Source organism: Actinomyces sp. AC-20-1 (genome assembly GCF_023369555.1).
Classification (GTDB): domain Bacteria; phylum Actinomycetota; class Actinomycetes; order Actinomycetales; family Actinomycetaceae; genus Actinomyces.
Map to the genome: position 1 here is coordinate 1 of NZ_JACJVC010000006.1, position 25,377 is coordinate 25,377.

At 73.1% G+C, this 25,377-nt stretch carries 22 protein-coding genes and 3 tRNA genes; 4 read left to right on the forward strand and 21 right to left on the reverse strand.

Going from position 1 to position 25,377, the window contains the following annotated elements:
- The first annotated feature begins 110 nt into the window (after positions 1-110).
- Positions 111-572 carry an RNA-binding S4 domain-containing protein gene (locus H6X67_RS04905; protein WP_249367686.1) on the forward strand — a complete coding sequence of 154 codons (462 nt, stop codon included), beginning with the start codon at positions 111-113 and terminating at the stop codon, positions 570-572.
- Positions 573-587: 15 nt separating this feature from the next.
- Here H6X67_RS04905 and H6X67_RS04910 read toward each other — a convergent pair whose 3' ends face one another.
- Positions 588-1,457: an HAD family hydrolase gene (locus tag H6X67_RS04910; protein ID WP_249367687.1), complete on the reverse strand. Its 870-nt coding sequence runs from the start codon at positions 1,455-1,457 to the stop codon at positions 588-590.
- A gap of 157 nt (positions 1,458-1,614) precedes the next feature.
- The gene (locus H6X67_RS04915) at positions 1,615-2,445 is read right to left on the reverse strand and encodes an aldo/keto reductase (protein ID WP_249367688.1); all 831 of its coding nucleotides are present in this window, start codon (positions 2,443-2,445) and stop codon (positions 1,615-1,617) included.
- Positions 2,446-2,506: 61 nt separating this feature from the next.
- On the opposite strand from H6X67_RS04915, the gene H6X67_RS04920 reads away from it, so the two are divergent.
- Entirely contained in the window at positions 2,507-4,279 is a 1,773-nt protein-coding gene (locus H6X67_RS04920) for a glycoside hydrolase family 2 protein (RefSeq protein ID WP_249367689.1), read from the forward strand.
- A gap of 52 nt (positions 4,280-4,331) precedes the next feature.
- Positions 4,332-4,709, forward strand: coding sequence for a hypothetical protein (locus H6X67_RS04925; protein ID WP_249367690.1), 378 nt, complete (start codon positions 4,332-4,334; stop codon positions 4,707-4,709).
- 205 nt (positions 4,710-4,914) lie between these two features.
- Here the strand turns inward: H6X67_RS04925 and H6X67_RS04930 are convergent.
- From H6X67_RS04930 to rapZ, 16 genes are all read right to left on the reverse strand, one after another.
- A tRNA-Pro gene (locus H6X67_RS04930) sits at positions 4,915-4,988 on the reverse strand.
- A 128-nt stretch (positions 4,989-5,116) separates the two neighbouring features.
- The gene (pgi, locus tag H6X67_RS04935) at positions 5,117-6,772 is read right to left on the reverse strand and encodes a glucose-6-phosphate isomerase (protein ID WP_249367691.1); all 1,656 of its coding nucleotides are present in this window, start codon (positions 6,770-6,772) and stop codon (positions 5,117-5,119) included.
- Between the two features lie 54 nt (positions 6,773-6,826).
- Entirely contained in the window at positions 6,827-9,010 is a 2,184-nt protein-coding gene (gene der, locus H6X67_RS04940) for a bifunctional cytidylate kinase/GTPase Der (RefSeq protein ID WP_249367692.1), read from the reverse strand.
- A gap of 109 nt (positions 9,011-9,119) precedes the next feature.
- Complete coding sequence (locus H6X67_RS04945; protein WP_249367693.1) at positions 9,120-10,298, reverse strand: prephenate dehydrogenase; 1,179 nt, start codon at positions 10,296-10,298, stop codon at positions 9,120-9,122.
- Positions 10,295-11,311: a pseudouridine synthase gene (locus tag H6X67_RS04950; protein ID WP_249367694.1), complete on the reverse strand. Its 1,017-nt coding sequence runs from the start codon at positions 11,309-11,311 to the stop codon at positions 10,295-10,297. Before H6X67_RS04950 ends, H6X67_RS04945 begins: the two co-directional genes overlap by 4 nt.
- A complete protein-coding gene (gene scpB, locus H6X67_RS04955; protein ID WP_306468456.1) occupies positions 11,308-12,060 on the reverse strand; it encodes an SMC-Scp complex subunit ScpB in 753 nt (250 codons plus the stop codon). The genes H6X67_RS04950 and scpB overlap by 4 nt, the downstream gene beginning before the upstream one ends.
- Complete coding sequence (locus H6X67_RS04960; RefSeq protein WP_249367695.1) at positions 12,057-12,911, reverse strand: segregation and condensation protein A; 855 nt, start codon at positions 12,909-12,911, stop codon at positions 12,057-12,059. The genes scpB and H6X67_RS04960 overlap by 4 nt, the downstream gene beginning before the upstream one ends.
- Positions 12,901-13,782: a ParA family protein gene (locus H6X67_RS04965; RefSeq protein ID WP_249367696.1), complete on the reverse strand. Its 882-nt coding sequence runs from the start codon at positions 13,780-13,782 to the stop codon at positions 12,901-12,903. Before H6X67_RS04965 ends, H6X67_RS04960 begins: the two co-directional genes overlap by 11 nt.
- A 9-nt stretch (positions 13,783-13,791) precedes the next feature.
- Positions 13,792-14,697 (reverse strand): site-specific tyrosine recombinase XerD, encoded by a 906-nt coding sequence (xerD, locus tag H6X67_RS04970; RefSeq protein ID WP_249367712.1) that lies wholly within the window; start codon positions 14,695-14,697, stop codon positions 13,792-13,794.
- A 49-nt stretch (positions 14,698-14,746) separates the two neighbouring features.
- Positions 14,747-14,989, reverse strand: coding sequence for a preprotein translocase subunit SecG (secG, locus tag H6X67_RS04975; protein ID WP_249367697.1), 243 nt, complete (start codon positions 14,987-14,989; stop codon positions 14,747-14,749).
- A 170-nt stretch (positions 14,990-15,159) separates the two neighbouring features.
- Positions 15,160-15,939 (reverse strand): triose-phosphate isomerase, encoded by a 780-nt coding sequence (tpiA, locus tag H6X67_RS04980; protein WP_249367698.1) that lies wholly within the window; start codon positions 15,937-15,939, stop codon positions 15,160-15,162.
- A gap of 7 nt (positions 15,940-15,946) precedes the next feature.
- Positions 15,947-17,140 (reverse strand): phosphoglycerate kinase, encoded by a 1,194-nt coding sequence (locus tag H6X67_RS04985; protein WP_249367699.1) that lies wholly within the window; start codon positions 17,138-17,140, stop codon positions 15,947-15,949.
- Between the two features lie 143 nt (positions 17,141-17,283).
- Positions 17,284-18,291, reverse strand: coding sequence for a type I glyceraldehyde-3-phosphate dehydrogenase (gene gap, locus H6X67_RS04990; RefSeq protein WP_249367700.1), 1,008 nt, complete (start codon positions 18,289-18,291; stop codon positions 17,284-17,286).
- A gap of 280 nt (positions 18,292-18,571) precedes the next feature.
- On the reverse strand, positions 18,572-19,552 hold the full coding sequence (gene whiA / locus H6X67_RS04995) for a DNA-binding protein WhiA (protein ID WP_249367701.1): 981 nt from the start codon (positions 19,550-19,552) through the stop codon (positions 18,572-18,574).
- A 63-nt stretch (positions 19,553-19,615) separates the two neighbouring features.
- Positions 19,616-20,647 carry a gluconeogenesis factor YvcK family protein gene (locus H6X67_RS05000; protein ID WP_249367713.1) on the reverse strand — a complete coding sequence of 344 codons (1,032 nt, stop codon included), beginning with the start codon at positions 20,645-20,647 and terminating at the stop codon, positions 19,616-19,618.
- Between the two features lie 49 nt (positions 20,648-20,696).
- Positions 20,697-21,644 carry an RNase adapter RapZ gene (gene rapZ / locus H6X67_RS05005; RefSeq protein WP_249367702.1) on the reverse strand — a complete coding sequence of 316 codons (948 nt, stop codon included), beginning with the start codon at positions 21,642-21,644 and terminating at the stop codon, positions 20,697-20,699.
- Positions 21,645-21,682: 38 nt separating this feature from the next.
- Between rapZ and purT the strand changes: the two genes are divergently transcribed.
- On the forward strand, positions 21,683-22,906 hold the full coding sequence (gene purT, locus H6X67_RS05010; RefSeq protein ID WP_249367703.1) for a formate-dependent phosphoribosylglycinamide formyltransferase: 1,224 nt from the start codon (positions 21,683-21,685) through the stop codon (positions 22,904-22,906).
- On the opposite strand, the gene uvrC is transcribed toward purT, so the two are convergent.
- The 3 genes from uvrC to H6X67_RS05025 form a co-directional block, all read right to left on the reverse strand.
- Positions 22,895-25,150 (reverse strand): excinuclease ABC subunit UvrC, encoded by a 2,256-nt coding sequence (gene uvrC / locus H6X67_RS05015; RefSeq protein ID WP_249376319.1) that lies wholly within the window; start codon positions 25,148-25,150, stop codon positions 22,895-22,897. The two genes, purT and uvrC, sit on opposite strands and share 12 nt — an antisense overlap.
- Before the next feature lie 70 nt (positions 25,151-25,220).
- A tRNA-Val gene (locus H6X67_RS05020) sits at positions 25,221-25,295 on the reverse strand.
- Between the two features lies 1 nt (position 25,296).
- Positions 25,297-25,367, reverse strand: a tRNA-Cys gene (locus tag H6X67_RS05025).
- Positions 25,368-25,377: the final 10 nt, after the last annotated feature.

Sequence of the window (25,377 nt, forward strand, 5' to 3'; positions counted from 1 at the left end):
GGCTGGGCGCTCGGCGGAGCCTGGGCCGCGCGCGTGCCGGCCGTGGCCGCCGAGCCGTGCGCTCACGCGACTCGCCCCGGGGGCGTGCACGGCGCCGCTAGTATCCCGCCATGACGAGCGAGGACACGAGGCTCGCGCAGGCGCGCCTCGCCGCCGCCGAGGCCGGCGGGCCCGCCTCGGTGCGGGTGGACGTGTGGCTGTGGAGCGTGCGGCAGGTCAGGTCGCGCTCCGCGGCCACGGCGGCCTGCAAGGCGGGGCACGTGCGGGTCAACGGCGCGACCGCCAAGCCGGCCCAGCAGGTCGTCGTCGGCGACGAGATCCGCTACCGGGTGGCCGGCTTCGACCGCGACCTCGTGGTGCTGCGTCTGCTGTCCAAGCGGGTCGGTGCCCCCGTCGCCCGCACCGCCTACCTCGACCGCACGGTCCCACGGCCCTCCCCGCTGGACGCCCCGGCCGCGATCGTGCGCGACCGTGGTGCGGGCAGGCCCACAAAGAAGGAGCGTCGGGCGCTCGACCGGCTGCGGGACACGGGGCCCGCCATCGACATCGAGAGGATCCTCGACGAGCGTTGAGGGGACCGGCCGGGATCAGCGTCCGGCCGGCAGGCGGTCGAGCAGGAGGCTGACCGTGCGCACCACGCCGTCCTGCGTGTTGGCGGGCGCGACGTACTGCGCGGCCTGGAGGATCCCGGGGTGGGCGTTGGCCATGGCGAAGCCCAGCCCGGCGCAGGCGTAGAGCTCGAGGTCATTGAGGTAGTCGCCGAAGACGGCCGTCTGCTCCGGGCTCACGCCCAGGTGCTCCTGGACGATCCTCAGGGCACGTCCCTTGGAGCCGAGCGGGCTCATGACGTCCGTCCAGTGCAGGCCGGAGGCGACGGTCTGCAGGTCGGGCACGGCCTGGCGCACCCGCGGGCCCGACTCCCGCTCCGCAACCTCGAAGTCGTAGACGGCGACCTTGAGGACGTCGTCGAGGGGCAGCGCCGCCAGGTCGGGCACGAGGGCGCGCTGCTCGTAGTAGTTCGCGACCTGGGCGGTGAAGGGCTCGTCCCCGCGCTCGGTGTAGGCCATGTGCCGGGTGGCGACGACGGCGCCGACGTCACCGCCGCGGGTGCGCAGCGCCCGCACGGCCTCGATGACGCGCACGACCTGCTCACGGCTGAGCAGGTCCGAGTGCAGCTCGACCCCGCCGACGAGTGAGAACAGGCCGTTCTCCGGGATGACGGGGCCGTCGTCGATACCGGGGCCCAGGACCGCGCGCAGGTTGGCGAGCTGGCGGCCTGAGGCAGGGCAGAAGGCGACGCCGTGGGCGCGCATCCGGTCCATGAGGGCACTGAGCCCGGCCGGCGGACGCGAGTCCTCGTCGAGGAGCGTGCCGTCCATGTCGGTGACGACGAGCCGCAGGTCGATCTCGGCGGGCAGGTCGGTGGCGGGCGTGGGCTCGGGGCGGGTGCTCGTCATGAGGCGATCCTCCCCCGTCGTCGGCCCGGACGGCACGTACCGGGGCCGCAACATGACCGATGCCACCCCCGCGGGGGCGTGCGGCCGGGCTGACCGCGCTCACCCGCCCGGGCGGCACCGGTGCCGCCCCGCTGGGGAGGGAGAGGACCGGGGCCGCTCACATCTCCTCGTAGACAGCGGGGTCCTGTCCCTTGAGCCGTCCGTCGCTGCGCCCGAGCGCTGTGATCGCCGCGACCTCCTCGGGCGCGAGGAGGACGTCGGCCGCCGCCAGGTTCTCGGCCTGGCGCTCGGGGCTGCTCGACTTCGGGATCGGGGTGACACCGCGGGCCACGTGCCAGGCCAGGACCGCTTGGGCGGGAGTGATCCCGTGAGCCTGGGCCACGGCGAGCACCACCGGGTCCCTCAGCACCTCGCCGGAGCGCCCGATGGGGCTCCAGGCCTCGGTGAGGATGCCGCGCGAGGCGTCGTGGGCGACCTGCTCGGTGTTGGGGAAGCGGGGGTGGCACTCGACCTGGTTGACGGCGGGCAGGACGCCGGTCTCGTCCTCGAGGCGCTGGATGTGCTCGGGCAGGAAGTTGGAGACGCCGATGTGGCGCACGAGGCCCTGCTCGCGGGCCTCGATGAGGGCCCTCCACGTGTCGACGTAGAGGTCCTGGGCGGGGTTGGGCCAGTGGATGAGGTAGAGGTCGATGGGCCCGATGGGCCGCATCCGGGCGGCGGACTCCTCGACGGCCCACAGCGCGCGGTCGCGTCCGAAGTGGCGTCCGGGGACCTTGGAGGTGACGATGAGGTCCGCGCGCGCGGCGTGGCCCTCGGTGACGGCGCGTGCCACCCCCTCGGCCACGATGGCCTCGTTCTCGTAGGAGAAGGCGGAGTCGATGAGCCGGTAGCCGGCCGCGACGGCGGCGGTGACGGCCCGGCCGTCCCGGCGCCCGCGCAGGTTGTAGGTGCCCAGACCGATGGCGGGAAGGTGCAGGTCGTTGCTCATGCGCCCAGGCTACGGGGCGGTGGGCGAATAGCATGGGCATCCGGCACCGAGAGGAGCACCCATGCACGCTCAGCACCCGGACCCGATGCGTGAGAGGGCGCAGGTCGTGCTGCTCGACGGCTGGTGGGAGCACGTCGTCCTGCCCGGCGCGGACCTCGACCGCCGGGACCTGCCCGAGGACGGGTGGGAGCCGGTGCGCGTGCCCTTCGCCATCGAGACCCGCGACTCCGGTGTGGAGCGCGCGCTGCAGCCGGACGAGACGCTGGTGTACCGCCGTCGGCTCGAGGTCCCCGACGCGTGGGCCGGACGCCGGCTGCGTGTCGTGCTCGGCGCGGTGGACCACTCCTGCCAGGTGAGGGTCGGTGGCCGGGTCGTGGCCGAGCACGTGGGCGGCTACCTGCCGGTCGAGGCGGTGCTCGCCCCTGACGCGGTGGCGGCCGCCGGCCCGGAAGGCCTGGAGCTGACAGTGCTGGTGACGGACCCGACGGACACGGCCTCCATCCAGCGTGGCAAGCAGGTGCTCACGCCGCGCACGATCTGGTACACCGCGACCTCGGGCATCTGGGGCACGACGTGGATGGAGCCGCTGCCCGAGGTGGCCGTCACCGGCCTGCGGGTGGAGCCCCTGCCCGGCCTCGATGGCTTCCGCGTCCGGGTGGACACCGACGCCGCCGAGCCTGCGGACTGCGAGCTGAGCCTCGTCGCGCCCGACGGTGGGCAGACGGTGACGACGGTGCGCACCGGCACCTGGACCCGGCTGCCGGTCGAGCGACCCCAGCTGTGGAGCCCCGGCTCCCCCGCCCTGTACCGGGTGCGGGTGCGCGTGGGCGAGGACGAGGTGTCCAGCTGGGCGGGCCTGCGCACGGTGGGCCTCACTCCCGGGCGCGGCAGCGGCCGGCGCCGTCGGGTCCTGCTCAACGGTGAGCCGGTGCTCGTCAACGCGCCCCTGTCCCAGGGCTACTGGCCGTCGTCGGGCATGACCCCGCCTGACGAGGACGCCGTCGAGCACGACCTGCGCGTCCTCAAGGAGATGGGCTTCAACGCGGTGCGCGTGCACATCAAGGTCGAGAGCCGCCGCTTCTACCACCTGTGCGACCGGCTGGGGCTCATGGTGGTGCAGGACATGGTCTCCGGCGGCAGGCCACCACTCGGCATCCAGGCCTCGGGCGTCGTCCAGGCGCTGGGGTACACGGTCCCGGACGGCTCCAGGCTCTTCAGGCAGTGGACCGGGCGCGGCCGGGCCGTGGACCGGGCGCAGTTCGCGCGTGAGCTCGCGGCGATGGTGCGTCACTTGCGCTGCCACCCCTCGGTCATCATGTGGGTGCCCTTCAACGAGGGGTGGGGCCAGTTCGACAGCCGTCGTGCCGAGGCGGCCGTGCGGCGCCTGGACCCCACGCGCCTGGTGGATGCCGTCTCCGGCTGGTTCGACCAGGGGCGCGGGGACCTGCGCTCGCGCCACCGCTACGTGCTGCGGCTGCGCCGGGCGCCCCGGCACGACCACCGGCCCTTCTACCTGTCGGAGTTCGGGGGTCTCAACCTGGCCGTGCCCGGCCACGTGTGGGACGGTGAGGGGCTGGACGTGCAGTTCGGCTACGGGTTCAGCTCCGACGCCGAGGAGCTGGCCGAGGCCATGACGAGCCTGTACCGCGACCAGCTCATCCCCCTGGCGGCCCACGGGCTGGCGGCCTGCACGTACACCCAGGTCAGCGACGTCGAGCGCGAGACGAACGGGCTCATGACCTATGACCGCGAGGTGACGAAGGTTGAGCCGTCGCTCATGGCGCGGCTCAACGGCGAGCTCGAGGAGGCCTTCCGTGGGGCGCTGCCGGCCTGAGGCGCAGGAGGGTCCTGGCCTGCGTGAGGACGGTGGGGCGGCCGAGCGGCCCGTGCCGCTCCCCCGGTGGCGGCGGTGGCTGCTCACCACGGCTGTCCACCTGTCCGGTGCGGGTCTCACGCTCGTGCTGGCCGTCAACGCGCTGCGGCTGTCCTTCGCGGACCGGCTGGCGTGGTACTTCGAGCCGGCTGAGATGTGCGCCTTCACGCTCGACGTGCCCGAGCAGCTGGTCTACCCCAGTTCAGTCGGCGGCCGCACTGGCTGCAAGGTGCGTGTGGGGGTCGATGAGCGCCTGTTCGTGCCCTTCCAGCCCGAGTGGTGGCCGTGGGCGGAGGCCCTGTGCCTCGGGCTGGGGGTGCTGCTCGTGCGGCACTCCGAGGTGCGGCGAAGGCACCGGCCCCGACTGGGTGGACACGGCTGCGCGTCTTGAGGACTTCGAGCCGGACGCGGTGGCCGACCTGTCACTCATCCCTGGTCAGAAGCCGTCCGAGGCTCCTCGAGCATCGTGAGAACCGCATGATTCCGCGAATGTGCTCGATCGTCAAAGTCTCTGACTAGGGATGAGTGACACGTCCTCAGTGCCGACCGCGATAACAAAGCCCGGGACCGCAATGATTGCGGTCCCGGGCTTCTCGTCGGGCTGGCGGGATTTGAACCCACGACCCCTTGACCCCCAGTCAAGTGCGCTACCAAGCTGCGCCACAGCCCGTTACCTCGCAGACACCGTCCGCTCGGAACGAGAAGAACCTTAGCCCATCGGGGCCTCATGGCCGAAATCGGTGGGCGGTGACCCCCGTCACCGCCCACCGACAGCGAGACCGGCGAGCCGGTGCGACCTCAGCGGCGCTCGGCGCGGTAGCGGCGGATGAGCTGCTGCGTCGAGGAGTCCTGGGTCTCCAGGGCCGCCTCGTCCCCCTGGACGGCCGGGGCGATCTCAAGGGCGAGCTTCTTGCCCAGCTCCACACCCCACTGGTCGAAGGAGTCGATGCCCCACACGATGCCCTGGGTGAAGGTGATGTGCTCGTACAGGGCGATGAGCTGGCCCACCACCGAGGGGGTGAGCACCGGGGCCAGGATCGACGTCGTCGGCTTGTTCCCGGCGAAGACGCGGGCGGGGACGATCTCCTCGGGCGTGCCCTCGGCGCGCACCTCCTCAGCGGTCTTGCCGAAGGCGAGCGCCGCCGTCTGGGCGAGGTAGTTGGACAGGAACAGCTCGTGCACGTCCACCTGCCCGTCCTTGACCGGGTGCTGCGGGTTGGCCACGGCGATGAAGTCCGCGGGGATGAGCTGCGTGCCCTGGTGGATGAGCTGGTAGAAGGCGTGCTGGCCGTTGGTGCCGGGCTCGCCCCAGAAGACCTCGCCGGTCTCGGTGGTCACGGGCGTGCCGTCCCAGCGGACGGTCTTGCCGTTGGACTCCATGGTCAGCTGCTGCAGGTAGGCCGGGAAGCGGTGCAGGTACTGCGCGTAGGGCAGGACGGCGTGCGTGGCGGCCTTGAAGAAGTTGACGTACCAGACGTTGAGCAGCCCCATGAGCATGGGGACGTTCTCGGCTGGCGGCTTGGTGGCGAAGTGCTCGTCGACGGCGTGGAAGCCGGCGAGGAGGTCGCGGAAGCCGTCCGGGCCGATCGCGACAGCGAGGACCGTGCCGACGGCGGAGTCCACGGAGTAGCGTCCACCCACCCAGCTCCAGAAGCCGAAGGCGTTGGCCGGGTCGATGCCGAACTCGGCGACCTTGTCCAGGGCGGTGGACACGGCGACGAAGTGCTTGGCGATGGCGCCCTCGGTGCTGATGCCCTTGGCCTCGAGCGCGCTGAGGAACCAGTCGCGGGCCATACGCGCGTTGGTCAGCGTCTCGAGCGTCGTGAAGGTCTTGGAGGCGATGATGAACAGCGTGGTCTCGGGGTCGAGGTCCTTGACCTTCTCGGCGCAGTCCGTCGGGTCGATGTTGGAGATGAAGCGGCACTCCAGGCCGTCCTGGACGTAGGGCCGCAGGGCCTCGTAGACCATGACGGGGCCGAGGTCGCTTCCGCCGATGCCGATGTTGACGACCGTCGCGATGCGCTTGCCGGTCACACCGGTCCAGTCGCCCGAGCGCACCCGCTCGGCGAAGGCGTAGACGCGCTCGAGGACGGCGTGCACGTCGGCGACGACGTCCTGGCCGTCCACGGTGAGCGTGTCGGTGGCGGGGCGGCGCAGAGCCGTGTGGAGGACGGCGCGGTCCTCGGTGACGTTGATGTGCTCGCCGGCGTACATGGCGTCGCGGCGGCCAGGGACGTCGACCTGCTCGGCCAGGGCGGCAAGCGCGTCGCGCACCTCGTCAGTCAGGAGGTTCTTCGACAGGTCGACGAAGAGGTCGCCGAGCTCGTAGGAGAAGCGCTCGGCGCGCTGCGGGTCCTGGGCGAACCAGGCGCGCAGGTCCGGCTCGAGGCCGGCGTGCAGGTCGGTGAGGGCCGCCCAGGCGGGCGTGGTGGTGGGGTCAACAGGCTTGAGCATGCGGCCAGTCTAGGCTCATGCCCCCGCCCTGGGTCAGACTCCCGGTCCCGCCCCTCACCGCCGCTCGCGCCGGTCGCGCTTCTCGCGCACGCGCACCCCGATCTGGACCGGGGAGCCGACGAAGCCGAACTCCTCACGCAGCCTGCGCTCGATGAAGCGCCGGTAGCCGGCGTCGAGGAAGCCGGTGGTGAACAGGACGATGCGCGGCGGCGCCGTCTGCACCTGGGTGGCGAAGAGGATGCGGGGCTGCTTGCCACCGCGCAGAGGGTGCGGCGTCGCCCCCTGGATCTCGCCGAGGAAGGCGTTGAGCCGCCCGGTGGGGATCCGGGTGGTCCACCCCTCCAGCGCCGCGTCGAGCGCACGCACGAGCCGGTTCGTGTGCCAGCCGGTGCGGGCCGCGAGGTTGATGTGCGGCGCCCAGGCCACGTGCGCCAGGTCGTGCTCCGTCTCCCAGGCGAGCATCTTCCGACGCTCCTCCTCGACGAGGTCCCACTTGTTGTTGACGAGCACGAGGGCGCGCCCGGCGTCGACGACCTGCTGGATGACGCGCACGTCCTGCTCGGTGATGGGCTCGGAGGCGTCGAGGAGGACGACGGCGACCTCCGCCTTCTCGATCGCGCCCTGAGTGCGCAGCACGGCGTAGTAGTCGGCCCCGCGCGTCTGGCGCACGCGACGGCGGATGCCGGCGGTGTCGATGAACAGCCACTGGCGCCCGTCGAGCTCGATGACCTCGTCCACCGGGTCCCGGGTGGTGCCGGCCAGCTCGTTGACGACGACGCGCTGGCTGCCGGCAATGGCGTTGAGCAGGCTCGACTTGCCGACGTTGGGGCGCCCGACGAGGGCGATGCGGTGCAGCGAGCCCTCGGCCGGGGACGGTCCGGCGACGGCGGAGACCTCCGGCAGGACCGCCATGGCGGCGTCGAGCACGTCCCCGGAGCCGCGCCCGTGAAGGGCGGAGACAGCGTAGGGCTCCCCCAGGCCGAGGTTCCACAGGGCGGCCGCGTCACCCTCCTGGGCGGGCGAGTCCACCTTGTTGGCGGCCAGCACGACGGGCTTTCCGCTCCTGCGCAGCATGCGCACCACCTGCGCGTCGGTCTCCGTGATGCCGACGGTGGCGTCGACCACGAGGATGACGGCGTCGGACATGGCGACGGCGACCTCCGCCTGGGTGGCGACGGCGGAGTCCAGACCCTCGACGTCGAGCTCCCAGCCGCCGGTGTCCACGATGGTGAAGCGCCGCCCGGCCCACTCGGCCGGGTAGGAGACGCGGTCGCGGGTGACCCCGGGGGTGTCCTGGACGACGGCGACACGCCGGCCGAGCACACGGTTGACGAGGGTGGACTTGCCGACGTTGGGCCGGCCGATGACGGCCAGGACGGGCAGGCCGGCCTCCAGGCCCTCATCGGCCGCGGGGACCTCCTCGGCCTCGAGCAGGGCCAGGTCCTCCTCGTCGAGCTCGTAGTCCTCAAGCCCGGCACGCAGGGCGTCGGCGCGCAGCTCGTCCTCGGCGTCACGGGCCGCCGCCTCGTCCACCGCGGTCTCAATGAGGTCGATGACGTGCTCGATGGTCTCGGGCAGGTCCATGTCGCTCGTGTCCACGAGGGTGACGCCCTCGGGGGCGGTGAGGAACTGGGAGACGGTGGCGTCGTCGCGGTCGCGTCGCAGCACCTGGTCGCGCAGGGCGGCGGCGTCCACGTCCTTGCCCGCGGCCTCGAGGTCCCCGGCCCGGCGCGCGAGGCGGGTCTCCTCACTGGCGGTGATGAGGAGGCGGGTGTCGGCGTCGGGGGCGATGACGGTGGTGATGTCGCGGCCCTCGGCGACAATGCCGGCCCCGCCGGAGAAGCTGTTCACCGGACTCGTCTTCTCCTGGTGGATGATCTCGCGCTGCAGCCGGGCGAGCTCGGCGCGCACGTCGAGGTTCGTGGCGACCGTGGAGACGACGGCGGCCACGTGCGGCTCACGGATGGCCTCAGCGATATCGACTCCGTCGCACACGACGCCGGGCGTCTCGGGGTCCAGGCCCATGTCCAGGGGCATGGTCTCGACGGCGCGGGTGACGGCCGTGGCGTCGACGTCGTCGGCGCTCAGGTCGATGCCGGTGCGCTCGCACCACCAGGCGGCGGCGCGGTACATGGCGCCGGTGTCGAGGTAGGCCAGCCCCAGCTCGGCAGCGACGCGCCTGGCGACAGTGGACTTGCCCGATCCGCTCGGCCCGTCGATGGCGACGACAATTCCCATGGCAGCCTCCTGCTTCGCGCCCCGTGCGGGGCGTGGTGACGATCTGCGCCTAAGCCTGCCACGCGCCCCGGGGCCTGGCCCTGCACGCCGCCCATGAGATCGTGCACGCTCAGCCGACCACCACGACCCGCCAGCCGCGGGTGTCCAGGGCCTCCTCAAGCGCCTGGGAGGCACTGGGCACGACCGAGAGCATGGCGACGCCGGCGCTCTGCCCGGCCGAGTGCTCCATGGAGAAGTCCTCGATGTTGATGCCGGCCTCGCCGACGTCGGAGAACAGGCGCCCCAGCGAGCCGGCGACGTCCGGCACCAGGACCTGGACCTCGGTGTAGCGGCGTGGCGCTCCCCCGTGCTTGCCGGGGATGCGCGAGCGGCCCGCGTTGCCCCGGGCCATGACGTCCATGACGGCCCCGACGGCGCCCGGGGCGATGGTCTCGACACCACCGTGGGCGGCGTACTGCTCCGAGGCGGGGTCCAGGGCCGCCTGCTCGATGCCGTGGATGAGCGTGTCGAGGTCGGCGCGCACCTGGCGCAGGAGCCCCGCCACGGGACCGGCGTTGCCCACGAGGATCGCGGCCCACAGGCGCGGGTCGGAGGCCGCGATGCGGGTCGTGTCACGCAGCCCCTGCCCGGCCAGGGCGAGGGCGCTCTCCGGCAGGTCCTCCAGGCGCGCGGCCAGCAGGGAGGACATGAGCTGGGGCACGTGGCTGACAGCGGCGACCGCGGCGTCGTGCTCCGCCGAGCCCATGCGGATCGGGGTGGCGCCGACATCCACGGCGAGGTTGCGCACGGCGAGCTCGCCCGCGGGCTCCGCGCCGTCGGCCACGATGACCCACGGGCGCCCGACGAACAGGTCGGAGTCGGCGGCGGCGGCGCCCGAGCGCTCACGCCCTGCCATGGGGTGGGAGCCGACGTAGCGGCGCGCGTGCTCGCCGGCGTGGGCCAGGACCTCGGCGCGCACACGGTCCTTGACGCTGGCGACGTCCGTGACGACGGCCCGCGGGTGGGCCCGCAGCTCACTGAGGACGACGGCGGCGGCCACGTCCGGCGGGGTGGCGACGACGACGAGCCGCGGCTCGGGGCTGGAGGCGTCGCGGACCTGCCCTGCCCCCATGTCGCGGGCGAGGGCCAGGGAGGTCGGTGAGGTGTCCTCGAGCTGGACCTCGATGCCGGCGGCGGCGAGCGCCAGGGCGAGGGAGGTGCCGAGCAGGCCGGTGCCGACGACGAGCACCGGCCCCTCGGTCGAGACGACGGCGTGCGGGTTGGTCCGCTGGGGGGCTCCCGCGCTCACAGGCCGACCTCCCGCTGCAGGGCGGCGACCTCGTCCCCTCTCAGGCGGCGCATCTGCCCCGGCTTGAGGGAGCCGAGGGTGAGGGGGCCCAGGCGCGTGCGGGCCAGGCGGGTGACCGGGTGCCCGACGGCGTCGAGCATGCGGCGCACGATGCGGTTCTTGCCCAAGTGGAGGGTGATCTCGACGATGGAGCCGGCGGGCCCGGAGTCCTTGACGACGACGCGGTCCGCCTGGGCGGGCCCGTCCTCGAGCTCGATGCCGCGTCTGAGCTTGCGGGGCACCCAGTGCTCGACCTCGCCCTCGACGATGGCGACGTAGGTCTTGGAGATCTCGTAGCGGGGGTGCATGAGCCGGTGGGAGAGCTCGCCGTCGTTGGACAGCAGGATGAGGCCCTCGGTCTCGGCGTCCAGGCGGCCGACGTGGACCAGGCGCACGGAGTCGGGGTGCTCGATCTCGTCGGCGTGCTCGGCGACGTACCGCTCGGCGAGCTCGGCGATGGTGGGCCGCCCCTGGGGGTCCTCCATGGTGGTGACGACGCCGGCGGGCTTGTGCAGCAGCACGGTGATGACGTCGGGGTTGGTGAGGATGCGGGTGCCGTCCACCCGGATCTCCTGGGCCGTGGGGTCGACGCGCACCCCGACCTCGGTGACGACGACGCCGTCGACGCTCACGCGCCCGGAGGCGATGAGGTCCTCGCAGGCGCGCCGGGAGGCGACGCCGGCGTGGGCGAGGACCTTCTGCAGCCGCTCACCGTCCTCGACGTGGGGGTCCGCCTCTCCCCCACGGCCGGAGCGGTGCCGGGCGGTGAGGATGGCCGCCTCCTCGTCCTCGCCGATGGCCTCGGCGTCGAAGCGGGCCAGCAGCTCGGCGTCGGCCTGCTCATCGAGCTCCTCGAGGTCGTCCTCGTCGTAGAACTCCTCGGCACCGAGCTCGCCGGTCGGCACGAGCCCGGCCTCCCGGCGGGAGGGGCGGGCCTGGCGGCCGGGACGTGGGTCGTGGTGGGGTCGGCTCATGCGTGGCTCCTGCGGTGGACGGTGTCGGCGGCGCGCTCACCGGCCTCGTCGTCGATCTCGGCGAGGGCGGAGGCGTCGGGGAGGTAGGGGGCGAGTGGGGGCAGCTCGTCCAGCGAGTCGAGCCCGAGGAACTCGAGGAACTCGCGGGTCGTGCGGTACAGGTGGGCGCCGGAGGGCTCCTGGCCGGCCTCCTCGATGAGGCCGCGCGCGTGCAGGGTCCGCACGACGCTGTCGACGTTGACGCCGCGGATCGCGGCGACGCGCCCCCGGGTGACGGGCTGGCGGTAGGCGATGACGGCGAGGGTCTCGAGCGCGGCCTGCGACAGGCGCGAGGTGGCGCCGCCGACGACGAAGCGCTCGACGAGGTCGTGGAAGAGGGGCGCGGAGGCCAGCCGCCAGCCGCCGGCGGCGCGGCGCAGGACGAATCCCCGCGGCGCCGGGGCGCTCTCGCCGCCGGGCCCGCGTCCCTCGTACTCGGCCGCCAGGGACTCGAGCAGGGCCTCGGTCTCGGCCTCCCCGGTGCCAAGGGCCTCGGCGAGGGCCGCGCTTGTCACCGGCTCGTCGGCGACGATGAGGACAGCCTCGGCGGCGGCGCGCAGCTGGGCGTCCGGGACGGCGCTGAGGGAGGCCTGCTCGAAGAAGACCTCGGTGGCCCTCGTGCCGGGCTCGCCGGTGGCGCGGTGGGCGGTGGTGATGCCCAGGAGGCGGTCGAGCCGGGTGCTCCTGGGCCCCTGGGGGCTCTCGCTCATGCGAACTCCTCCTCGACGTCTGGGGACATGATGCCCGTCAGGTCGTCCTCGGCGCCGCACCAGGTGACCGTGATCTCGTCCATCGGCTGGTCCTGGTCGAGCTCGACGCTGCCCTGGCGGTACAGGATGAGCAGGGCGAGGAAGCGGGCGACGACGACGGCCGTGCGGCCGGCGTCGGCGGTGATCTGGGTGAAGGTGAGCCTGGACTGGCGCCGCAGCCTCAGTGCGATGAGGCCGACCTGCTCGCCCACGGGCACGCTCTCGTGCAGGTGGACGGTCTGGACCCCGTCCTCGGCGGGCCGGGAGAGGACCTCGGCGGCCACGCGGGCCAGGTCCTCGGCGCCGAGCGTGGACACGAGCCTGGGCAGCAGGGCGGCGAGCTCGGGTGCGAGTCCGACGACGCGCGGGTGGGAGCGCTGGGTCCTCTCGGCGCGCTCACGCAGGTGGGCGGCGGCCTGCTTGTAGGCCCGGTACTGCAGGAGCCGGGCGAAGAGCAGGTCGCGGGCCTCGAGGAGCTCGAGGTCCTCGTCGTCGTCCTCCTCACCGTCGTGGGGCAGCAGGCGGTGGGCCTTGAGCGCCAGGAGGGTGGCGGCGACGACGAGGAACTCACTGGCGTGCCCCAGGTCCCAGTCAGCGCGCATGTGGGCCAGGAACTCGTCGGTGACCTCCGCCAGGGCGAGCTCGGTGACGTCGAGGCGACGGCGGGCGATGAGGGTGAGCAGGAGGTCGAAGGGCCCCTCGAACTGCTCGAGGCTCACGCGGAAGCCCGGCACCCGCTCGGGCCCCGCCGCCTCCTCGTCGGCGGGCCGGACCGTGGTGGCGGCGGTCAGGGTCGGCGGATCAGGCGACATCGCCGCGGGCGATGAGCTCGCGCGCCAGGCGGCGGTAGGACTCGGCCCCGGCGTGGGTGGGCGCGTAGATCGTGATCGGCTCGGCGGCCACGGAGGCGTCGGGGAACTTGATGGTGCGGCGGATCTGCGTGTCGAAGAGCTGGTCGCCGAAGGCCTTGGTGAGGGTCTCCAGCACCTCGCGCGAGTGCAGGGTGCGGTGGTCCACCATGGTGGCCAGGATGCCGTCGATCTGCAGGCGCGGGTTGAGGCGGTCGCGCACGCGGTCGACGGTCTCGACGAGCAGGGCGACGCCGCGCAGCGCGAAGTACTCGGTCTCGAGCGGGATGATGACGCCGTGCGAGGCGGTGAGGGCGTTGACGGTGAGCAGCCCCAGGGAGGGCTGGCAGTCGACGAGGACGACGTCGTAGTCGTCGAGCACGGGGCGCAGGACGCGTGCCAGCGCCTGCTCACGCGCCACCTCGTTGACGAGCTGGACCTCGGCGGCCGACAGGTCGATGTTCGCCGGGACGATGTCGAGTCCGGGGGTGGAGGTCGGGTGGATGACGGGGCGCACGTCCGGGCGCGCGGCGACGAGCAGGTCGTAGACGGTGGCGTCGAGCTCGTTGGCGTTGATGCCCAGGCCCGCGGAGGCGGCGCCCTGGGGGTCGAAGTCGACGATGAGGACCTTGCGGCCGTACTCGGCCAGGCACGCGCCCAGGTTGATGGTCGTCGTCGTCTTGCCGACGCCGCCCTTCTGGTTGCACATGGAGATCACGCGCGCGGGGCCGTGGGACTCCAGGGCCGCCGGCACGGGGAACACCTTGTCCTCGCCCTCGGAGGGCAGGTCGATGAGCCCGGGCTGCTGGCGGTCCGTCGTGCTGGAGGTACTCACACGGGCAGCCTAGCCGAAAGCACGCGGGTGGCTGGTCGCGTAGACCTCCCGCAGGTGGTCCACCGTGACCCTCGTGTAGATCTGGGTCGTGGTGACCGAGGCGTGGCCGAGCATCTCCTGCACGACGCGCACGTCGGCCCCGCCGGCCAGCAGGTGGGTGGCGAAGGAGTGCCGCAGCGTGTGGGGCGACACGTGCAGGTCCTCCTGGCCGGCGCGCGCGGCCGCCTGGCGCAGCACCGCCCAGGCGGACTGGCGCGACAGGGGGCGTCCCAGCGTGTTGAGGAAGACCTCCGGCACCCCCCTGCCCCGGGCGGCGAGCTCGGGCCTGCCCCGGACGAGGTAGGCGTCCAGGGCGTCCCAGGCGAGCCGGCCCACGGGCACGATCCTCTCCTTGCGCCCCTTGCCGAACAGGCGCAGGCAGCCGGAGCCCCGGTCGAGGTCGTCGATGACGAGGCCGACGGCCTCCGAGATGCGCGCGCCGGTGGCGTACAACAGCTCGAGCAGGGCGCGGTCGCGCAGGCCGGTGGCGCTCTCGTCCGCGGCGGTGGCCTCGAGCAGCGCCTGGACCTCCTCGACGCTCAGGGCCTTGGGCAGGCGCCGGCCCACCTGGGGCGGGCGCACGGCCGCCGAGGGGTCGGTGCTGGTGCGCCCCTCGGCCAGGAGGAAGCGGTGCCAGCCGCGCACGGCCGTGACGGTGCGGGAGGCGGAGGAGGCGACGAGGGGGCGACCGCCGTCGGCGCCGGTGCGGATGGCCTCGAGGAAGGCGGCGACGTCCGCCTCGGTGACGCGCTCGGGGTCGCTCACGCCCCGGGAGGCGAGGAAGGACGTGTAGCGGCCGAGGTCGCGCTCGTAGGCGGACAGGGTGTTGGTGCTCAGCCCGCGCTCGACCCTGAGGTGGGCGAGGTAGCCGCCCAGGGCGCGGGTGAGGACGTCGGCAGCCACGTCGTCGGGGCCGCGGGTGGGGTCAGGCGAACCTGGCGACGAGGCCCAGGCCGATGATGGCGATGGCCCAGACGATGCCGACGCCGATGGTGATGCGGTTGAGGTTGCGCTCGGCGACGCCGGAGGAGCCGGCGGCCGAGGACACGCCACCGCCGAACATGTCGGACAGGCCCCCGCCGCGTCCCTTGTGCAGCAGGACCGTGGCGATGAGGAAGAAGCTCGAGAGCACGAGGAGGATCTTGAGGACGATCTCCAGGATGGTCATGCTGCGGTGTCCTTCGTGACGGGGCGAGGTTGCGCAGCGGACTCTACCCCACGGGCGCGGTGGTACGGACGAGGGCCCGGCCACCTCTGGTGTGAGGTGGCCGGGCCCCGGTCGGCTCGGGCCGGCGGCCGCCCGCCCGTCAGGGGGCGGGGCCGGCGCCGGCGTGCGCCTCAGGCGTAGAAGCCCGCCATGGCGGCGAAGGACTCGGCCTTGAGCGAGGCGCCTCCGATGAGGGCGCCGTCGACGTCGGGCTGGGCCATGAGCTCCTTGATGTTGTCCGGCTTGGCGGAGCCGCCGTACAGGACGCGGGTGGCGTCCGCGGTGGCGTCGCCGTAGTCGGCGCGCAGGGCCTCGCGGATCGCGCCGCAGACCTCCTGGGCGTCGGCGGCGGTGGCGGTCTCGCCGGTGCCGATGGCCCAGATGGGCTCGTAGGCGATGACGATCCTGGCGACGTCCTCAGCGGACCAGCCGGCCAGCGCGGCGCGGACCTGGCCGAGGACGAAGTCCACGTGGGTGCCCGCCTTGCGGACCTCAAGGGCCTCGCCGCAGCACAGGATCGGCGTCATGCCGGCGTCGAGGACCTTGCGGGCCTTGGCGCCGACGAGCTCGTCGGACTCCTGGTGGTACTCGCGGCGCTCGGAGTGGCCCATGACGACGTAGGTGACGCCGAGCTTGTCGAGCATCGCGGTGGAGATCTCACCGGTGTAGGCGCCGTTGTCGTGGACGGAGACGTCCTGGGCGCCGTACTTGATGCCGAGGGAGTCGGCCTCGACGATCGTCTGCACGGTGCGGATGTCCGTGAACGGGGGGATGACGAGGACCTCGCACTTGGAGTAGTCGTGCGCGGCGTCCCCCAGGGCCATGGCCAGGCCCTGGACGAGGTGGTTGGCCTCGAGGTGGTCGAGGTTCATCTTCCAGTTGCCCGCCATCAGCGGGATGCGGTTGCTCATGTTTCTTTCAGCCTTCCAGGACGGAGACGCCGGGCAGCACCTTGCCCTCGAGGAGCTCGAGGGAGGCGCCGCCGCCGGTGGAGATGTGGGAGAAGGTGGACTCGTCGAAGCCGAGCGTGCGCACGGCCGCGGCGGAGTCGCCGCCGCCGATGACGGTGAACGCGTCGGACTCGCTCATGGCCCTGGCGACGGCCTTGGTGCCGGCGGCGAAGGCCTCGAACTCGAAGACGCCCATGGGGCCGTTCCAGACGACCGTCTTGGACGTGGCGATGGCCTCGGCGTAGAGGGCAGCCGTCCTCGGGCCGATGTCGAGGCCCATCTGGTCGGCGGGGATCGCGTCGGCCTCGACGACGGTGGCGGGGGCGTCCGCGGCGAAGGCCGGGGCGACGACCGTGTCGACGGGCAGCAGGAGCTCGACGCCGTTGGCCTCGGCGGTGGCGAGGTAGCCCTTGACGGTGTCGATCTGGTCCTTCTCCAGCAGGGAGGTGCCGACCTCGTGGCCCTGGGCCGCGAGGAAGGTGTAGGCCATGCCGCCGCCGATGAGGAGGCGGTCCGCCTTGGACAGGAGGTTGGCGATGACGCCGAGCTTGTCGGAGACCTTGGAGCCGCCGAGGACCACCGTGTAGGGGCGCTCGGGGTCGGTGACGGCCTTGGACAGGGACTCGATCTCCTTGCCGACGAGCAGGCCCGCGGCGGCCGGGAGGATCCGGGCCACGTCGTAGACGGAGGCCTGCTTGCGGTGGACGACGCCGAAGCCGTCGGAGACGAAGACGTCGGCGAGGGCGGCGAGCTCGGCGGCGAAGGCCGCGCGCTCGGCGTCGTCCTTGGACGTCTCGGCGGCGTTGAAGCGGACGTTCTCGAGCAGGACGATCTCGCCCTCGCTCATGGCGGCGACGGCGGCCTTGGCGGACTCGCCGACGGTGTCCTCGGCGAGGGTGACCTTGACACCGGTGACCTCCGCCAGCCGGGTGGCGACGGGGGCGAGGGAGTAGTCCGGGTTGACCTGGCCCTTGGGGCGGCCGAGGTGGGCGGTGACGATGACCTTGGCGCCGGCGTCGAGCAGCGTCCTGAGGGTGGGGAGGGCGGCCTGGATGCGGCCGTCGTCGGTGATGTTCTTGTCCGCGTCGAGCGGGACGTTGAAGTCGGAGCGGACGAGGACGCGCTTGCCCTTGAGGTCGCCCAGGGACTCGATGGTCTTCATGAAACCTCTTACCTGCTGGTTGTGGTGGTGGTCGGGTGCCGGGTGAGCGGCGGAGCGTGAGCCGCTGACGGGCCGACGCCCGCGCACGCGGGGGCGTGCACGGGCGTCGGGCCTCAGGTGCTCATGCGGCGAGCGTCAGCTGCTCAGGCGAGCTTGGAGCCGACGAGGGCGGTGAGCTCGACGAGGCGGTTGGAGTAGCCCCACTCGTTGTCGTACCAGGACAGGACCTTGACGAGGTCGCCGATGACCTTGGTCTCGGTGGCGTCGAAGATCGAGGAGTGCGGGTCGCCGACGATGTCGGTGGAGACGATCGGGTCCTCGGTGTACTTGAGGATGCCCTTGAGCTCGCCCTCGGCGGCGGCCTTGACGGCGGCCTTGATGGACTCGACGGAGACCTCCTTCTCGGCCTGGAAGGTCAGGTCGGTGAGGGAGCCGGTCGGGGTGGGCACGCGCACGGCGAGGCCGTCGAACTTGCCCTTGAGCTCGGGCAGGACGAGGGCGACGGCCTGGGCGGCGCCGGTCTTCGTCGGGATCATGTTGAGGGCGGCGGCGCGGGCGCGGCGCAGGTCGCCGTGCGGGGCGTCGAGGACGCGCTGGTCACCGGTGTAGGAGTGGATCGTCGTCATGATGCCGCGGACGATGCCGAAGCTCTCGTGGAGGACCTTGGCCAGCGGGGCGAGGCAGTTGGTGGTGCAGGAGGCGTTGGAGACGATGTTCATCGTCGCGCCGTCGTAGTCGCCCTCGTTGACACCCATGACGAAGGTGCCGTCGACGTTCTTCGCGGGGGCGGAGATGACGACCTTCTTGGCGCCGGCCTCGATGTGGGCGGCGGCCTTCTCACCGTCGGTGAAGAAGCCGGTGGACTCGACGACGACCTCGACGCCGAGCTCGCCCCAGGGCAGGTCCTTGGGGTCGCGCTGGGCGAGGACCTTGATGGTCTTGCCGTTGACGACGATGGACTCCTCGTCGTAGGAGACCTCGCCGTTGAAGCGGCCCAGGATGGAGTCGTACTTGAGGAGGTGAGCGAGGGTCTTGGTGTCGGTGAGGTCGTTGACGGCGACGATCTCGATGTCCGCGCCCTGCTCGAGGGCAGCGCGGAAGAAGTTGCGGCCGATGCGGCCGAAGCCGTTGATACCAACGCGGGTGGTCACTTTGTGTCCTCCTAGTGCGCCGGTGGGCGCACGTCCTTGTAGCTGAAGGGCACAAGCGTGTGTGCCCTACGGGAGCCCCCGGCGGAGCCAGGGTCCCGACGTCCGGGAGTCTAGCGTCACGTCGGGCCGTGCCGCGACCGCCCGGCACGCCACGGGCGAACACGACGGCCCGCCCGCGGGGAGCGCGTCGCGCCGCGGCAACGCGGGCGCCGCGGTCCGGGACCCTGGTCCCAGGCGTCGGGTGGTGGCAGCAGCCCCGGGGGGCGGGGCGCGGGGCGGCTCAGAGGTCGAGCATGTCCTGGGTGAGCACGGACTCCGTGTCCGCCACCCCCAGCTCGTGGGCCCGCTTGTCCGCCATGGCCAGCAGGCGGCGGATGCGTCCGGCCACCGCGTCCTTGGTCAGCGGCGGCTCGGAGAGCTGGCCGAGCTCCTCCAGTGAGGCCTGCTTGTGCTCCACGCGCAGGCGGCCGGCCTGCAGCAGGTGCTCGGGCACCTCCTCGCCCAGGATCTCGAAGGCGCGCTCGACACGGGCCCCGGAGGCCACGGCGGCGCGGGCCGAGCGCCGCAGGTTCGCGTCGTCGAAGTTCGCCAGCCGGTTGGCGGTGCCGCGCGTCTCGCGGCGCGAGCGGCGCTCGCCCCAGGCGGCATGTGCCTGGGCGGCACCCATCCGCTCGAGCAGGACGCCGATGGCCTCGCCGTCGCGCACGACCACGCGGTCCGCGCCGCGCACCTCGCGCGCCTTGGCGACGATGTCGAAGCGGCGGGCGGCCCCGACCAGGGCGAGGGCCGCCTCGGAGCCGGGGCAGGTGACCTCGAGGGAGGAGGAGCGTCCCGGCTCGGTGAGCGAGCCGCGGGAGAGGAAGGCGCCGCGCCAGGCGGCGGCCGCGGCGCTGCGCCCGCCCTGGATGACGGCGACGGGCATGCCGCGCACGGGCCTGCCGCGCCCGTCGACCAGGCCGGTGAGCCGGGCGAGGTCCTTGCCGCGCTCGCTCACGCGCAGGACGTAACGGTTGCCCCGGTGCAGGGAGCCGCCGCGCACGACGACGACCTCCGGCTCGACGCTGTACAGGTCCTTGAGCTCACGGTGCAGGCGGCGGACCGCTCCCCCGTGGTCGAGCTCGGCCTCGACGACGATCTGCCCGCCGACGATGTGGAGCCCACCGGCGAAGCGGAGCATGGAGGCGACCTCGGCGCGACGCTGGGCGGTGGTGCCAAGGGCCACCCGGGACAGCTCGTCCTTGACGGTCACCGTCAGCGACATGTGGTGGCTCCTGTTCGTCGGGGCTGTGGTGGTTGCGGGCTGGCAGGGCTGCAGGTTAACGCCTCAGCCGGTGGCGTCCGGGGCCAGGGGCGCCCCCAGGTCCGCGACCACGCCGTCGAAGGAGTCGCGGAAGGCCGCGGCCAGGCGCAGCGAGTCGTGGTGGCCCAGGCCGTCACTGGTGCGGACCTGGCGCAGGACGAGCACGGCGCCCGTGCGGCGGGCGGCCTCCTCGAGGGCGGCGACGTCGTCGACGGTGGAGGGGTCGGCCACGACGACGTCCAGGCGCAGGGCGGGGGCGTACTCGTGCAGCACGCGCACGTGGTCCGCCGGTGTCATGTCCTCGGTCTCCCCTCGCTGGGCGGTGAGGTTGAGCACGAGGACCTTGCGGGCGCGGGTGGCCACCAGGGCCTCGCGCATGGAGTCGAGCACGAGGTGGGGCAGGACGGAGGAGTACCAGGACCCCGGGCCGAGCACGACCCAGTCGGCCTCGGCGATGGCCTTGACGGCCACGGGGTGGGCGACGGCCCCGGCCGGGTTGAGGCGGACGTGCTCGATGCGTCCGCGTGCCGTGGCGACGGCGACCTGCCCGCTCACGCGTGAGCGCCGCTCGCCGTCGACGACGTCGGCCTCGATGACCAGTGGCGAGGAGCTCATGGGCACGACGCGGCCGTGGATGGACAGCAGGCGCCCCACCCAGTCCAGGCCCTCGACGTCGTCGCCCAGCAGCTGCCACAGGGCGAGGATGAGGAGGTTGCCCAGGGCGTGGTTGTCGAGCTCTCCGTCACCGGCGAAGCGGTGCTGGAGGACGTCGCGCCAGGTCAGGCCCCACTCGGAGTCGTCGGTGAGGGCCGCCAGGGCCATGCGCAGGTCTCCGGGGGGCAGGCAGTCGAACTCCTGGCGCAGCCGTCCCGAGGAGCCGCCGTCGTCGGCGACGGTGACGACGGCGGTGAGCCGCTGCGTCACGTGGCGCAGGGCCCGCAGGGTGGCGGACAGTCCGTGGCCGCCGCCCAGGGCGACGACGCGCGGGCCCTCCTGGCCGCGGCGGCGCCAGCCCTCGGCGTCGAGGGTGGTGGTCGAGGTGGGGCCGGGGCCCACTGCGCTGGCAGTGCTGCTGGTGCTGGCGGTGCTCGCTGTCACGGCGTCCTCACTCCCTGCCGAGGTCCCGGTGCTGGGTGACGACGCTCAGGCCCCGGGAGCGCAGCCGCTCCCCCACCCGCTCGGCCGTGGCCACCGAGCGGTGCTTGCCGCCGGTGCAGCCGACGGCGATGGTGACGTTGGGCTTGAGCTCGTCGATGTAGCGCGGCAGCGCCTGGGCGAGCAGGTCGGCGTAGCCGTCGACGAAGTCGGCGGCCCCGTCCTGCCGGAAGACGTACTCGGCGACGGGCGCGTCGCGGCCGGTGAGGTGGCGCAGCTCGGAGACCCAGTAGGGGTTGGGGATGAAGCGCACGTCGAGGACGTGGTCGGCGTCCATCGGCAGCCCGTACTTGAAGCCGAAGGACATGACCGTCACGTGCAGCGGCAGCTCGGTGTCCGTGGACACCACCTCGCGCACCCGCCGGGCGAGCTCGTGCACCGACAGGCTCGTGGTGTCGATGACCTCGTCGGCGATGCCCTTGAGGCCGGCCAGGAGCGTGCGCTCGTGCTCGATGCCGTCGAGGATGGTGCCGGTGCCCTGCAGCGGGTGGGGGCGGCGCGAGGACTCGAAGCGTCGCACGAGGGAGGTGTCGTCGGCGTCGAGGAAGATGAGGCGCACCGTCGTGCCGGCGTCGCGCAGCTCGCCCAGGTAGCGCATGAAGGAGGAGAAGAAGGCCCGTGAGCGCACGTCCACCACGGCGGCCAGGCGGTGCACGCCGGGGCCGACGGTGGTCATCATGCCGGCCAGGGCGGGCAGCATCTGGGGCGGCAGGTTGTCGACGACGTACCAGTCGAGGTCCTCGAGCGCGTTGGCGGCGCGTGAGCGCCCGGCCCCGGACATACCGGTGACGACGATCATCTCGGGGCGCCCGGCGGGCGGGACCGGGGGCGTGGCCTCGTCGATGGCGGGGATCTCGATGGGCACCGTGTCCTGGAGGGGGTCGCGCTGCTCGCTCATGGGGCGATCATGGCACGCGGCCCGGTAGCGTGCGCCATATGAGCACCACCGCCCTCACCCTCGGCACGCCCTGGACGACGAGCGCCACCAAGGTGGCCCTGCTCGGCTCGGGCGAGATCGGCAAGGAGATCGCCGTCGCGCTCACCCGTCTGGGTGTCGAGGTCACGGCCATCGACCGCTACGACGGCGCCCCCGCCCAGCAGGTCGCGCACAACGCGCTCACCGTGGACATGTCCGACCCCGGGGCGCTGCGCGCCGCAGTCCTGTCCTCGGGCGCCCAGGTGGTGGTGCCCGAGATCGAGGCCCTGGCCACCGAGGCCCTGGTGGCGCTGGAGGCCGAGGGGGCGGTGCGCGTCGTGCCGACGGCCTGGGCCGTGCGCCTGACGATGGACCGAGAGGGGATCCGCCGTCTGGCGGCCGAGGAGCTGGGGCTGCCGACGAGCCCCTACGTCTTCGCCTCGAGCCTGGAGGAGCTGCGCGCCGGCGCCGAGAAGGTGGGCCTGCCCTGCGTGGTCAAGCCGGTGATGTCCTCCTCGGGCCACGGCCAGTCGGTGGTGCGCCGCGCCGAGGACCTGGAGGCCGCGTGGCGCTTCGCCGCCGAGGACGGGCGCGTGGACCGCGGGCGGGTCATCGTCGAGGGCCTGGTGCGCTTCGACACGGAGATCACCCTGCTCACCGTCCGCTCGCGCGACGCCGTCACGGGAGCGACGGTGACGAGCTTCTGCGAGCCCATCGGGCACCGCCAGGTCGACGGCGACTACGTCGAGTCCTGGCAGCCGCAGGCCCTGCCGGCCGCGGCCCTCGCCCGGGCCCAGGAGGTCGCGGCCCGGGTGACCGGGGCGCTGGGCGGCTGGGGCCTGTTCGGTGTCGAGCTCTTCGTCGTCGGCGAGCAGGTGCTGTTCTCCGAGGTCTCCCCCAGGCCCCACGACACGGGGATGGTGACGCTGGCGAGCCAGCGCCTGAGCGAGTTCGAGCTGCACGCGCGCGCCCTGCTGGGGCTGCCGGTGGACACCGGCCTGCGCGCGCCGGGGGCGTCCGCGGTCATCAAGAGCCCGGTGGACAGTGCCGGGGGCGCCGGCGCCGTCTTCTCCGGGGTGGCCGAGGCGCTGGCGGTCGAGGAGTCGGACCTGCGGCTGTTCGGCAAGCCGGTCGCGCACGTGGGCCGGCGCCTGGGTGTGGCGCTGGCCAGTGGCAGCGACGTGGGCACCGCGCGCGAGAGGGCGCGGGCGGCCGCCGCGGCCGTCAGCGTCTCAGCGGGCTGAGAGGTCCCGGGGCGTCGCGTCCTTCGGGGAGCCGGGGCCTGCCTGGCCCTCGTCCCCCGTGCCCGCAGAGGACAGGTGGGCCAGGACGGCGGTGGCGAGCACCGGGCCGATGCCCTTGACGGCGGCGACCTGCTCCGGGCTGGCCTGGCGCAGGCGCTTGACCGAGCCGAACTCCTTGAGCAGGGCGGCCTGGCGGGCGGGCCCGAGCCCGGGGACGGAGTCGAGGACCGAGCGGGTCATCCCCTTGGCGCGCTTGGAGCGGTGGTGGGTGATGGCGAAGCGGTGCGACTCGTCGCGCAGGTGCTGCAGCAGGTAGAGGGCCGGTGAGGTGCGCGGCAGGACGACGGGGAACTCCTCCCCCGGCACCCACACCTCCTCCAGGCGCTTGGCCAGGCCGATGAGGGGCGTGTCCAGGCCGAGCCCGTCCAGGACGGCGCGGGCCGCGTTGACCTGCGGCAGGCCGCCGTCGACGACGACGAGGCCGGGCGCGTAGGAGAAGCGCCGGGCGCGGCCGGTGGCGGGGTCCACCGGGCCGGAGGCGATGGCGACGCCGTCGCCCTCCTCCCCGACGAGCTCGCGCTCGGCCTCGCTGAGCTCGGCGCCCTGCTCGGCCAGCAGGCGGGTGAAGCGGCGGGTGAGGACCTCGCTCATGGCGGCGGTGTCGTCACTGGCCCCGCGCCCCTCGCTTCCGCGGACGGTGAAGCGGCGGTAGTAGGACTTCCTGGGGGCGCCGTCCTCGAAGACGACCATGGAGCCGACCTGGTAGGTGCCCTGCGTGTGGGAGATGTCGTAGCACTCGACGCGCAGCGGCGCCTCGGGCAGGTCGAGGGCCTCAGCCAGCTCCTCGAGGGCCTGGGCGCGCTGGGTGAGGTCCCCGGCGCGGCGGGTGCGGTGCAGGCGCAGGGCCTCCTCAGCGTTCTTGCGCACCGTGTCCATGAGGGCGGCCTTGTCCCCGCGGCGGGGCACGCGCAGGTCCACCTTGGCGCCGCGCAGGGCGGTGAGCCAGGAGGCGACGGACGCGGCGTCCGGCGGCAGGACGGGCACGAGGATCTCGCGGGGCACGGCGGTGGTGGCGGTGTGGGTGACGTCGTCGACGCTCGTGGCGGCGGCCGTGCGGTCCTCGCGCAGGCGGCCGTCGCGCCCTCCGGCCGGGGCGCCGGCCCGGTGGGCGGGGGCGGAGGGGGCGCGGTGGCCGACGCCGAGGGAGGTCGTCGGTCCCGAGGCGGTCGGGGCGCCCGTGGCGGTGCCCACGGGTGCGGTGGGCAGGCTGGGGGTGATGTCGTGAGCGTCGTCGTCGGCGGGTGCCACGAGGTCGGCGTAGACCTGCTGGAGCAGGCGCTCGACGAGCTCGGCGTCGGAGGCCTCCTCGACGAGGTCGATGACCCAGCCGCGCTGCCCGCGCACGCGCCCGCCGCGCACGTGGAAGACCTGGACGGCGGCGGTGAGCTCGTCCCTGGCGAGGGAGAAGACGTCGGCGTCCGTGGCGTCGTCGAGGACGACGGCGTTCTGCTCGATGACCTTCGTCAGGGCGGCGACGTCGTCGCGCAGGCGGGCGGCCCTCTCGAAGTCGAGGGCGGCGGCGGCCGCCCGCATCTCGGACTCGAGCTCGCGCAGGTAGGGGCCGGTGCGCCCGGCCATGAAGGCGCACAGGTCCTCGGCCAGGCGCCGGTGGTCGGGGGCGCTGACCCGTCCGACGCAGGGGGCCGAGCACTTGTCGATGTAGCCGAGCAGGCAGGGACGGCCGGAGGCGTGGGCGCGCTTGAAGACGCCCGGGGAGCAGGAGCGCACTGGGAAGACGCGCAGGAGCTGGTCGAGGGTCTCGCGGATGGACCACACCTGGACGTAGGGGCCGAAGTAGCGGGTGCCGGGCTTGCGGGCGCCGCGCACCACCATGGCCCTGGGGTAGGTCTCCTGCATGGTGACGGCCAGGTACGGGTAGGACTTGTCGTCCTTGTACATGACGTTGAAGCGGGGGTTGAACTCCTTGATCCAGGAGTACTCCAGGGCCAGGGACTCGACCTCGGTGGACACGACCGTCCACTCGACCGCGCAGGCGGTGGTCACCATCTTCTGGGTGCGCGGGTGCAGGGCCGCCAGGTCCTGGAAGTAGCTCGACAGGCGCTGGCGCAGGTTCTTGGCCTTGCCGACGTAGATGACGCGGCCCTCGGCGTCGATGAAGCGGTAGACGCCGGGCGACGTGGGGACCTCCCCGGGCGCGGGGCGGTACGTCGAGGGGTCGGCCATGGGGTGAAGCGTATCGGGGACTCATCGCTGGGCTTGAGCCGCCGGGCGGTGCCAGCCGCCGCTGCGGGTGTGGTGGGCGATACTGGGATCGAACCAGTGACCTCTTCCGTGTCAGGGAAGCGCGCTCCCGCTGCGCCAATCGCCCGAGGTGGGTACCGGATTCGAACCGGTGTCAACGGCTTTGCAGGCCGGTGCCTAACCTCTCGGCCAACCCACCGCTGAGTGCT